The 12470-nt window shown below is 49.3% G+C and carries 6 protein-coding genes; all 6 read right to left on the bottom strand.

The annotated features are described in order from the left end of the window. Nucleotides 1-349: 349 nt before the first annotated feature. The 6 genes from DP117_RS30475 to DP117_RS30440 all read right to left on the bottom strand — a co-directional run bounded on the left by DP117_RS30475 (nt 350) and on the right by DP117_RS30440 (nt 12338). On the bottom strand, nt 350-1774 hold the full coding sequence (locus tag DP117_RS30475) for a CheR family methyltransferase (RefSeq protein ID WP_169221937.1): 1425 nt from the start codon (nt 1772-1774) through the stop codon (nt 350-352). 232 nt (nt 1775-2006) lie between these two features. Continuing rightward, a complete protein-coding gene (locus tag DP117_RS36640; protein ID WP_248277894.1) occupies nt 2007-9272 on the bottom strand; it encodes a GAF domain-containing protein in 7266 nt (2421 codons plus the stop codon). Between the two features lie 46 nt (nt 9273-9318). After that, entirely contained in the window at nt 9319-9723 is a 405-nt protein-coding gene (locus DP117_RS30455; protein ID WP_169221936.1) for a PIN domain-containing protein, read from the bottom strand. A gap of 79 nt (nt 9724-9802) precedes the next feature. After that, complete coding sequence (locus DP117_RS30450; RefSeq protein ID WP_169221935.1) at nt 9803-11329, bottom strand: transposase; 1527 nt, start codon at nt 11327-11329, stop codon at nt 9803-9805. A gap of 247 nt (nt 11330-11576) precedes the next feature. After that, entirely contained in the window at nt 11577-11864 is a 288-nt protein-coding gene (locus DP117_RS30445) for a hypothetical protein (protein WP_169221933.1), read from the bottom strand. 132 nt (nt 11865-11996) lie between these two features. Then, nucleotides 11997-12338 carry a XisI protein gene (locus DP117_RS30440; RefSeq protein WP_169221934.1) on the bottom strand — a complete coding sequence of 114 codons (342 nt, stop codon included), beginning with the start codon at nt 12336-12338 and terminating at the stop codon, nt 11997-11999. Between the last annotated feature and the right edge of the window lie 132 nt (nt 12339-12470).

Below are 12470 nucleotides of genomic sequence, written 5' to 3'. Positions count from 1 at the left end.
ACTCAGGTCGGTGTTGGGTAGTTCACTAGTAAAATCACTCACTACTGGATTTCCATTGGGCGCGTTTGATCGTGGGGAACAGTCTCAGCCCCGCGCGCTTAATGTTGATTTTCGCGTTTATATCGCAGTCAACGTTAAGCGAAACTTCCGCATCCCAGTAAGAGCGCATATCCCAGTCTTTAATGCGTGAATTTTGTTAGCGCAGCGGGACGCAGTCCCCGATTGAATGAGCGAATTAAGCGTTCCTTGCGCGTGCCCGCAGGGCTTAGGGGTTGATTCCCGCCTCGGTCTAAAGCACAAAAATCGGTTTGCACTTTCTTGTTGTTCCGGACTTTTCAGTCAGCCTTCCTTACGAGTGGCTTCTGAATTCGAGTTCCTGGTGTACGCTTTCTAGCTCCTTTTGACTAGACTCGAATTTCTTGTTAGTACTATCTAATACCTCTTTAGTCTGTTTTAGTTCCTGAGTCACCTTTGCCAGGGCTGAGTTTAAGCGTTCAATTTCATCCTTTAACCATACATTGCGGGTGACATCAACAAAAGTGAAGTTTGTGCCTAGCAGCTTACCACTCGGATCTAATATTGGTGTGATGTGGATGTCTAGATAAGTTGTACCATTATCAGTAACCCACTCTCTATTTTTGTGGCTGAGCGAGTGGCGATCAGCTGGAGGCTTTAGCTTGTGCGTATCGCAATTTAGCTGATTGATAAAAGTCGATGAATTGATAAGTCGCCCCATCTGTAGATCTTGCACTCGCGCACCAATATCACTGTTTTTCAAACCGAATAGGGCGTAAGCTTGTTCATTAGCCAGAAGCAAGCGACCACTGCGATCCACTACGAGCTGAGCAAATGGACTAGTCTCAAAGGCTGCTTTCCACATATGGATTTGGGTAGTTAGAGGATCTGCTTTTTTGCTGAGAGTCTGCGGTCGGAGGAGCAGGTGCTCTTGTAAAGTAAGATTCTGCCCTTTCGCAAAAATACGATGCTTCAAACTGATAGGGGTAAAGATTTGCCTGTCGTTACTCAAGCTTTCTGCGTTACCTAGGAAGAGAAAGCCCTTACTAGTCAAGGCAATATGAAAGCGAACTAGAGTTTTTGCTTGGGTTTCGGTTTTGAAGTATATCAGCACGTTGCGACACACGAGCAAGTCAATTTTGGACATGGGCGCATTCTTCGCCAAGTCATGGTGACCAAAGATGATTGTGCGACGCAGTTTGAAGTGAAAAACATAACGCTGCTCAATTTGCTGAAAGTATTTGGACAGTAACCCACTCGGAATGTCTGTTACATCTTTGTCGCTATAACTTGCTCGCCGCGCCTCAACAACTGCATCTTCATCTACATCCGTAGCAAAAATTTGCACTCGCTGCAAATATTGCTCAATGCCAAGAGCCTCAGCTAGTAACATCACTAGTGTATAAACTTCCTGTCCAGAAGCACAGCCAGCACTCCAAACTCGGATTCGTTCATCCGGGTGCTTGCTTGCGATGATTTGGGGAATGATTTTGTTCGCTAAATAATCCCAACAATCGCGATCGCGAAAAAAGCCTGAGTAGTTAATTAAAATAGTGTTAAGTAGAGGACCACATTCGTCAGGATGATTCTGTAGATATTGCAAGTAGTTCCCATAGTTCTCAATTTCTAACTGCTGCATACGGCATCGCAGCCGACGCATCAAAGTACCATGCTTGTAACCTGTCAGATCGTAACTACAGTTTTGCTTGAGGTAGTCCAGCAAAGCTTCAAACTCCAGTTGGCTCTCTGATAAACTCATGTTAAAAATTAGTCCAAGCACTCAAGAACTACTTAGGCGTTAGCGTTTTTATACAAATGTCTTGTGTAATGTTTGAGTACAAAGCACTTGTTACTACGCTTTTCTTGACACTAAACTATAATTTCTGTAATTACGCCTTTCTTAAGATTAAGCTACATTAATTTTTTTTAAGGCGGTTCTTATAAAGCCTCGCAGGCTGGTGCTATAACTGGTAACTGATAATTGATCACTGTTAAAAATTAACACCAATCAGTGGTAAGTTGACAGTAAAAGTTGCACCTTGCTCAATTCCAGGACTTTCGACGTAGATAGTGCCACCGTGGAGTTCTACCAAGTGACGGGCGATCGCCAGTCCCAACCCTAGTCCTTTAATAGATTGACTCTTTGAACTTTCTGCTTGACGGAAGCTGTCAAAGACATAAGGCAGAAACTCGGCACTTATTCCGCAGCCAGTATCACTCACCACGATTTGAGCGTGAGTTTCGCTTGCATTAAGACGAACTTCAATTCTTCCTCCTTTAGAGGTAAATTTGATGGCGTTGGTCAGTAAATTTAAGACAATCTGTTGCAAACGTTCTGGATCGCCTTGAACTGTTGTTGGCAAAGGGTTAAGTATACACTCTAGGCGAATGTCTTTGGTTTGAGCAGATTGGTTTACTGTGGCGATCGCCATTTCAATCACCGATTGCAGTTCGACAGGTTCAAGATTGAGATGCAGTTTGCCTGCTGTTATCCGTGAAATATCCAGCAAGTCTGATATCAGTTTAGCTTGCAAAGTGGCATTGCGCTCAATTGTCTCCAGCGATTTCCAGAGCATGGATTGATTGAGTGGACTGGTACGGAGTAACCGCGTCCAACCGAGAATGGCAACCAGCGGGGTATTCAGTTCGTGGGAAACAGTTGACAGCATCTCGTCCTTTCTGCGGCTGGTGGTTCTTTCCTGGCGGAGTGCTTCCCCCCGTAGTTGTGCCATCTGGAGATGGGCTAAGACACGAGTCACAAGTTCGGTGGCAGAGAAGGGTTTGATTAGGTAGTCGTCCGCCAGAGCTTGGAGTCCTTCTATCACCGACTCTTCTCCTGCACGGGCAGAAAGTAGGATGATGGGAATTTCTCTTGTGCATGCCTCAGCCCGCAATGCTTTGAGCAACTCAAAGCCGTCCATCTGTGGCATCATCACATCACTCAGTACCAGATCCGGCACTCGCTCTTGTGCCGCTGCCAGCGCCGCTGCTCCATCCGCAACCGCTTCTACTTCAACGTGTTCGCTCAGTATCCGCGTCAGGTAATCTCGCATATCGGCGTTGTCATCGACAACGAGGACGCGAGCAGAAGGAGAGTGAGGGAGTGTGGGAGTGTGGGAGTGAGGGAAAATATCTTTCCTTCCCTCCTTCCCTCCTTCCCTCCCTCCCTCCTCTTGCGGTAGCCAACGCTCTGCCTCCTCAACATAAGGATCTGCACCGATTGCTGTTGATGCCTGAGTACGTGTTGCTGTGATACGTTCGCGCAGCGTCTCCGTAGGAGAATCGCCTACGACTCGTCGTAGGCGATCGTTAGGTAGGTGAGCTCTGCCCAAAGGAATAGTGACGGTAAAACAACTTCCCTGTCCTACAGTGCTGCTCACATCTATGGTGCCACCATGCAGTCGAATCAGTTCATGCACCAGCGCAAGACCAATCCCAGACCCTTCATGAGTCCTTGCTTTTGCTCCTCGTATCTGGTAGAATCGCTCAAACAGATGGGGCAGTTCTTCTGTTGGAATTCCTGTGCCGGTATCTTGCACTTGTAGCCTCACATGATGGTCATCAGCAGGATGCAGCCTGACGGCAATCTCGCCTGCAAAGGTGAACTTAAAGGCGTTGGAGAGCAGGTTGAGAACAATTTTTTCCCACATCTCCCGGTCTACGTAGACGGGTTCTGGCAAGGGTGGACAATCGACTATGAACTGTAGCCCTGCCCGCTCAATGGCGGAATGAAATACACTTGCTAGCTCAGTTGTCAACAGTGCCAAGTTTGTTGCTTCGTATACTGCTTCCATCCGACCAGCTTCGATGCGGGAGAAGTCGAGCAGGGTATTAACCAGTTTCAGCAGCCGAATCGCGTTTCGATGCGCCAGTTCCAGTCGTTCTCGGTGAGGGGGAGCAAGGGGATTGACACAATCGCTCAACGCATCTTGTAAGGGAGCCAATGATAGCGTCAGCGGCGTGCGGAATTCGTGAGAAACGTTGTTGAAGAAAAGCGTTTTGGCGCGATCGAGTTCTACCAGAGTTTCGGCGCGTTGACGTTCCTGTTCATGGGCAGATTGTTCGCGCACCCGCTCAATTTCTGATTCGCGTAGGGCTGCTTCGGCACGGGCACGCTCCACGGCTGCCCAGGTGCGATCGGCTGTTTCTTTCAGCAATGCGATTTCCGCTTCCGTCCATTTGCGCAATACAGACTGATGAATGCTCAAGATCGCCCGCACTTTTTCATTTTTCAAGAGCGCCACTCCAACGGCAGCCCGCACCTGAATGGCATCGAACTCTGTCTTTGCCTTTGCCGAAAGCTGCATATCCACGTAAAGGTCATTGATCACAACCGTCCGTCCGGCGCGATAATCCGTGAGCAAATCGGAGTCAAAATCGGAAAATTTAATCTGCCCCACAATCGGGGAAAGTTCGTCGGCATAACCCGGACCGATCGCTAGCGTGTCGTCGTCATCTAAGACTTCACCGTAGAAAGCACGATTTACACCCAGATGGGTGCCTAGCACCTGCATGGCAGTTTCCTGAATGGCAACGGGGTCGCTTAAGGGACGAAGGGAATCCGTCAACTTCAAGACAAAGGCTTGAGTTTCTTCGGCACGTTTGCGTTCGCTGATGTCGTTGAAGATAACTGCCACCTTGCGCTCTTGGGCTTCACCCAAGCGGAAGGCGTACACATCATAAAACCGCCCAAGTTCCTGGGCAGCGTTTTCAAATCGCTCTGGTACCCCTGTTAGCGCGATTCTGCCATAAATCTCAAACCACTGTGCCTCGTGCTGTGGCACTAGTTCGCGCACTGTTTTACCAATTGCGTTCACCAGTCCGGTTTGTTTCTCAAAGGCTGGATTGGCTTCAAGAAAGCGATAATCAAATGCTGTTCCACGTTCATCAAACAAAACTTCGATCAGGCAGAAGCCCTCATCCATTGAGGTGAACAGTGATCGATATTTGGCTTCCGATTCACGCAAAGATGTTTCGGCGCGGGCGCGTTCTACGGCAGCCCATATACGCTCGGCGGTTTCTTGCGCCAGCTCCGTTTCAAATGCTGTCCAGTTCCTTGGCGTGGTCTGGGTGATACAGAGAACGCCAGTAGGCTCGCCCGCCTTGATGACAGGCACATTTAGAAAGGAAATAACCTGCAACTCACAACAGAGTTGCCTCAACGCCTCATCCAGTAAGTCCGTCGTGTGGGCATCGTCAACCACAAACGGATGACCGGCATCGATCGCGGTTTTGAGGATGGGGAAGCTGCTGAGGGGGTAAACCCCCGCAACTGAGGGCAAACCTTCGCGTGAGGCATCTTGCCGAATGATGGCGTTGCCGTCAACAATTTCACAGTAGTAACATCGGTCTGCGCCAAAGAAGTTCATGGCGATGCGTGTCACCGCTGCATGAATTTCAACGGCATCGGAGAGCGATCGCAGGGCATCACTTAATTGCAGCAAGAAGGCTTGCCGCTGTTCGTAACGTTTGCGATCGGTAATGTCGCTAAAAACGGTGCATACTTGACGACTGCCCATACCGCCAACACGCGAAGCGTAAGCCGAATACCAGCGATCAGTTGATTGGCTGTAATTTTCAATACGCTGCGGTTTGCCTGTCTTGACCACTTCGTCATAGGTTTTGAGCCAGTAGCTTTCCGTGTTTGGGGCAATCTTGCTACCCAGCTTGCCTACCACGTTTTTAAGTCCCGTCTGCCGCTCGAAGACCGAATTGACTTCCAAGAAACGGTAATCAACTGTCTTTGGGGTTTCGTCATAAATCATCTCAAACAGGCAGAAGCCTTCATCGATCGAGTTGAACAGCGATCGATATTTTTCCTCCGATTGGCGCAACACATTCTGGGCGCGACGGCGTTCAAAAAAGTCGGCGGCTTGACGGGTGAGAATGTCGAGCAACCGCAGTTCCCGTTCGTCCGGCGTGTGAACCTCGCGCCAGTGGGTCGAAATCATGCCCACCAGCCGCCCTTCGCGCGTTGTCAGCGGGGTCGATTGGACGGCGACGATACCGCTCAGCAAGTAATACCGTAGGGTTTCAGTGTTTTGTAGGAAATCGGCGGTGCGGGCATCTGGCACAATGACCCGTTCGCCGTGGTTGAGCGCCGCGCCGCAGCTAGTACCCGTTTCAACGGAGATGGTCTGCCAGAACGCGGCTGATTCGGGATGGAAATTTTTCCACGCTAGCAGGTGTAGTTCGCTACGTTCAGCGTCAAACCTCTGAATGCTACCGAAATCTGCCCGCATGATTGCCATTGCCACGTCGAGAATCTGCTCGTAAAGCCCCTCGCCATTTTCTTCCTCAATCAGCAAGCTGCTGATTTTTTGCAGTTGTTTCGTGTCTTCCAGTTCACGGGCAAGCCTTGCACGGCTCTCGCGCAGATCTGCTTCGGCGCGGGTGCGTTGGACCGCCTCCTGATTTTGCGAGATGATCATCGCGGCGGCTCTGGTCAGGACAGCGGCGAACTCGTAGTCGCGCGGCGACGCTTCGTGTGGGTGTCTGAAATACATGGCAAATGTGCCGACGACCTTTCCTTCTGTCGTCTCAACCGGAAACGACCAAACGCCACGATATTCATACTGCTGAGCCAGCCACAGCCAATCCTGCCATCGCGGGTCTTCGGTTACGTCGGGAGTGATAATCGGCTGACCCGTATAGACGGCTAAACCGCACGCCAGCGAGTCCGCACCGATTTTGAAGCCGTCCACGCACTCGGCGTAGGCATCGGGCATTCCGGCAATGTGGCGCAACTCGCTTCCAGTATCATCGGCAATGTAAAAGGCGCATCTGACATCGGTGTCCGCCTGCTCGATGGCGGTGCGGACAAGCACGCCGAGCGATGTTTCGAGCGGTGCGCCTTTGACGGCAGCCTGGAACGCTTCCTTTTGACCTGCCAGCCAAGCCTCGCTCTCGCGCAGGGCTTCTTGGGCTTGCCGCTGCTCAATCAGGTCAGCCGCTTGGCGGGCGAGTAAATCGAGAAAGCGCAGTTCGCGATCGCTCGGTCGATGGTGTTTGCGCCAATGGGTCGAAAACATGCCGATCGCTTTACCCGAACGGTTAATCAACGGCGTTGACTGTGCTGAGAAAAGTCCTGCCTCAACGTGCATTCGCATGGAGCCATGCGGGTCTTCACTCTCTGGCACATCGAAATCAACGAAGGTGCGCTCACCCGTTGTCAATGCCATACCGCAAGGCGTGTTTGAATCCGCGTTGACGCGATAGAAATGCTCGGTCATTGCTGGCGTTATGCCAAGAGTTGCAAGCAGCACGAGATCCTGCGTCGCTTCATCCAGAATTTGGATCGATCCGGCATCTGCCCGTGTGAGCGCGATCGCTGTTGCCACAATATCTTGATACAGCGTTTGAATATCGTCAACAGCCACCAGTCGGACACTGAGTTCCCACAACCGTTGTGTGTCTTCGAGATCGGCAGCAACAGCGGCTTCAGCTTGTTGGTGTTCGGCTTCGATCCGCTTGCGCTCAGTGATCTCGTAGGAGACGGCTAGCACGGCGTAGACTTCGCCGTTTGCAGAACGTAAAGGCGTGCCCCGTGAGATGTAGAAGCGATTCTCCTGCGGAGACGCTTCGCGAACGTGTGCGTTGTGTTCGTGCGCGAATGACTCGCCCGCCAGAGCCATGCGGTATAGCTCCTCATACTTGGCGGTTAATTCGGGCGGCATTGCCTCAAAAATGGTTTTGCCCACTAAATCTTCTCTTTTGAAACCGGCGGCAGAGAGCGCTTCGCCTTCGGCAAGCAGATAGCGCAGCTCGCGGTCAACCACAAACGCCGCCCCACCCGGCAGATTTTCAATCATCACCTGCAAGCGTTGTTCCGATTCGCGCAGGGCTGCTTCTCTTAGCTTGCGATTCGTGATGTCAAGCGTTACACCGATAGCGCGATCAGCTTTACGGTGTTCCCCCTCGCCTGTGAAGAATACCCGCCCTTTATCGAGTAACCAGCGCACTGTTCCATCCGTCCGCACAATGCGAAACTCATGCTCGTAAGGTCCGGGGGCGTCTGGACTGAGGAATTGACCGATTTTGCGGAAAGTCTGCTCCTGATCATCACGGTGAATGAGCTCCGATAACCGAGCAAAGGTAATTTCTGCATCTTCTGGCAAGCCATGAATCGATTTCAGCGTTATTGACCAGTTGATTTGATCAGTTTGCGGAATATACTCATAGGTACCAAAATTAGCAGCATCGGCAGCCAGCTGCAGCCGTTCTTCCGATTCGCGTAACGTCTCAAGCGCAGTCCGCTGCTCATGAATGTCGGTGGCGGCTCCGAACCACTGAATAATGCGTCCTTGGGCGTCATAGACTGGACTTGCCTGAATGAGAAACCAGCGATAGTTTCCGTCTCTGCCCCGAATACGGTGTTCTTGTCCCAGAGGACGATCCTCATCAACCGCATTCTGAAAATTGGCGAGGGATTGGGCGCGATCATCGGGATGGATCACCTCTAGCCAGCCATAGCCTTGCGCCTCTTCCATTGTCTGCCCGGTGTAGTCCAGCCAGCGCTGGTTGTACCAACTCGTGTCGCCTGTGGTATCATTGCGCCAGAGCATATCCGGCACCAGGTTGACAATTGACTGGAAACATGCACTACTCTCACGCGCTGACTCCTCGGCTCGCTTGCGTTCGACCACCTCAGTCTCTAGTTGGGCATTCTTCGCCAGCAATTCCTGAGTTTGTCGCTGATTGAAAAGTAGCGCTGCTGCGGTAAAGTCTGCCAAGCTCGTCATCACCCGCACGTCTTCGGGGTCAAAGTGTCGCTGCTCATCGTGCGATATAATCCAGATGGTGCCGAGCGCATGATTATCTGCAATCAGGGGCAACACCAAGCTTTCGACAATGGGAGTGTTTGCTTCCTGAAAGTAGGTGAAATACCGTTCAGGATGGGAATAAAGCTGAGGATAACCGCGATCAAGGCAGGTGCCACAGGGGCTAAAGTTGCGGGGTGCAGTGCCGCCTACGCACTGTGCTAATGTTCCTGCTAATACATGAGCGCGAAAGATTTCTTCACCACTGGGCAACACTTCGAGTAAGCTGACTCCAGCTGTTCCGGCACTGCATAACTCCAGCGCAATGTCAACTAAACTTTGGAGCATGATTTCCGGCTGATTCACCAACTGCCGTGCTAATGTATGCAACGCCTGATTTTCTGAGAGCAAATTTGGGGAACGAGGCGATCGCCTGGACAACTCCTCGGTGATCAAAATATCGTCTAGCGTGACAATTTCTCTTTGAGGTTGTTGCATAGCGCTTATAGCTTTGGCAATTTGGCAAGTATTTTAATTTTATTCACTAGCAATTGAACTGACTCGAATTTCTGTAACGCTTCGGCATCGGTTTTGTAGTTTTTTCAGTGGTTACAAATTCCTCTGCATCAACAGAGAGCGCAGCAGCAATGTGAAGCGCGTCCATTGCGGCGAGACCATAAGTACAGGCAATGCGATTTCCGGTTTGGACAATCTGCTCTAGTTTGGTTGCCCAGAGGGTGACGCTGAAAAAAGATTCATAAAACTCTGCTTCTGCCTGCTGTTTATTATAGATTGCTTTAGGTAAAGTTTCTAGCTGAACAAATTGACTAGTGGCAAATTGGCAAGCTGTATTGTCTAAAACTTCGATTGCCCGAACCCCAACCAAGCCGATCCCTTGAAAAGCGTTGATGAGGATGCCAGAGTCGAGATAGACAATCTTAAGGCTCACGATATCCGCCTCGTCGTTCTGCGAGTTCCTGTTCTAGTTCTTCTTCTTTGAACCCTCTCCGGTCTAAAGACACGGAGAATCACGCCACATCCCCGCCTAGCTTTTCGTCCTTATTGACTATCTGGCTAGGGGTTAGTAACTCGTTGGAAACCCGCTCCGAGGGAGAACCAGACTGCCTACTTTCAGACGTGCTTACTTGTTCGCGGGTTATTCTTTGCTGATATGCCTCCAACAGGATTGGTTCCAACCCCAAGTACTCGTTCTGAGCACTTTGCAATACCAGCTTGTCCTGATTGACGTGTCTACTCAAAAACGCGCTGAACAAATCACGGTGATGCTCTGGAATACCCGTCACATCCCGATGGACTCGTTGAGACAAGGGTTTTTTGATGCGTGATCCATCCAAGTGAGTCTGAGATAGTGCCGTTGTTTGAGTAGAAAACTTGATAACTGTACCGCCAGCGTTTTCAGCTTTGCGGCACAATTCGGATTGTACAAAACCTGGAGACTTGGCAGAAATGGCTTTACCATAGCGCTTCTGCCAGCCCCTTACTGAAACGTTCTCAGTTTTGATGTGCTTGCCATGCCTCAAAATTTCGTTAACAACACGACGGTTTTGAGTTTTGGCATAAGCAGATTTACGTCGTTCTAGCTCACGTTTTCGGTTTGCAGCTTTGAGATAGTTGCTCGACTTCTTCCATTGGGCTTTTCCTTTCTTGACCTTTCCTTTCTTGGAAACGGTCTTGCGACCAATATGCGCTTCAAAGTTAGGCTCAAAGTTATCAGGGTTGTTGGCACGTTGGGAGCGCTGCATCTGTCTTTGCAGCTTGGTTATCTGATTCTGAAAGGTTGGTACTTTTTCAGCAAATGGCAACAAGTCAGCATGATCATTCCCAACATATGCAATATTAGAAACGTTGAGGTCTAGACCTACCAGCCCGTCAGAAACGTAGTTTTGAGGTTTCTGATAGGGACTACCTTCATTGACTAGCTGAGCGTACCAGCGGCGCTTGCCATTCAAAATACGCCATAACAAGCGAACATATTTGATGGGAGATTCAAGACCGTGCCGGATAACTGGGTTGTTTGGATCAATAATTGGTTGCAAAACAAGTTTGCCCCATACCAAGCAATCATTCTTCCACCTAATGCCAGTTTGATTTGATTTACCTTCCATTGAGCGAAATCGGCTAGGCACTTTGTACCGTACCTCTTTAGCGCGTCCAGTCATGACTCGCTCAGTTGCCTTAAATGCTAGTGTCGCAAGTTTTTGTTGAGTATTGGAATCAACTTTTTGAGCTATCCACTTTGCCGATTTACTGGTTGCGGTTGCGAATGAATGCAAGTCATACTCGGAATATCTATATTGCTCGCGTGCTTTTTTGAATGCGTCGCCGCGTTCTTTTTTCTTGATTCTGGGTAGTTTTTTAGCTGTCAAGTACAGTTCGGAGTTACGGACTAATTCAAGTCTTTTCATTGCTTCATTCAAACAGGCATTATAAAGTTGTCTACCAGCTTGAAAGCGAGATAACAATTCTGATTCTTGTTTGCTGTCTACTTTTAATGGTACTTCTGTGATCAACGATAAAGTTGAACTCCGAACCACGCTTGCTTCACCTCCTAGTTGTTTGCTATGCTTTGTTCTAGTATACGTATTGGCGCTGGGAGATGTCAATGGTAAAAGGCATAAAAAGAATGAAGAATGTACCTGTTCTACATGAAGAACCCAAAAAACAACGCGGCGTTCTTCTAACAGATACCGCGTGGTCAAATGCCATTAAGAAAGCTAGAGAAAATGGAATAAGCGCTAGTGAATATATAGAAAGACTGTTGAGGGAGGACGGTAAATAAATTTACCGTGTCGCATTTCCCCTCCGACATAAATGACATGAATCTATCAATTCATTTAATTTCTTGATAGATTCATTTCGGAGCTTCCATGCTCCCGCGTGAATCATCGTGAGAAGTTTCATACCGCCCTTGATCGCGCGTTGACGAATTTCCCATAGCTTTTTGCCAAGGGGGGTTTGTGGAACGAACTCCGGCTGGGGCTTAAGAGATTGTGCGAGTTGAAGCACTTGCTCTTGGGCTTCGGGGGACAGTTCGCGCCAATATTCAAGTAGCTGTTCTTCTTTACTCATAATGAGCATTCTTAATCGCTATTTTTATTTTACTTTTTTGTTTTGCTCTATGTCGTATTTGGCTTGCATATTGTTACGGCTCCAGCAATTCGGTGTGCTTCTTGGCAATTTAGCTCAGTATCATTCATAACCTCAAGGCTTTCTGCCAATATCTTTTTGTAAAACAGCGGCAAGTTGTTGTCTAACGCTGGGCGATCGAAATCCTAAGACAATATCTTGAGGCGCAACACCTCGTCCAATCAGTTCTCGATCAATGAAAATTTCTGTGCTATTGTGCTGAATCCAGACTTTGCCCGAAATCAGGTCTAGCTGCATAGCGCAACCGTAGATGCGAGATTCGCCGCGCCAGCCATTGTGCATGACGAGATAGCGATCGCGCTCAACATCAAAAATCAACTGGGCTTCCTGATCGTCAGCGGCGAAATCTTGTAAAAAATCACGCACAATTTGACGATATTGGTTTACTCGATCCATTGCTCAATCACCTCTTGATCTGGATTGTAAATTCTTATGATCAAAGGGTTTTGACTGCACTCTATTGATTAGCCATCTACCGTTTCATCAAACCCGGAAAAACTGCGGTGCCTCATTACAAGTAACGGGTTT

Source organism: Brasilonema sp. UFV-L1 (assembly GCF_012912105.1).
Taxonomy (GTDB): domain Bacteria; phylum Cyanobacteriota; class Cyanobacteriia; order Cyanobacteriales; family Nostocaceae; genus Brasilonema.
Note: the sequence above shows the minus strand (reverse complement) of the source record. Positions and strands in the feature narration are given on the sequence as shown.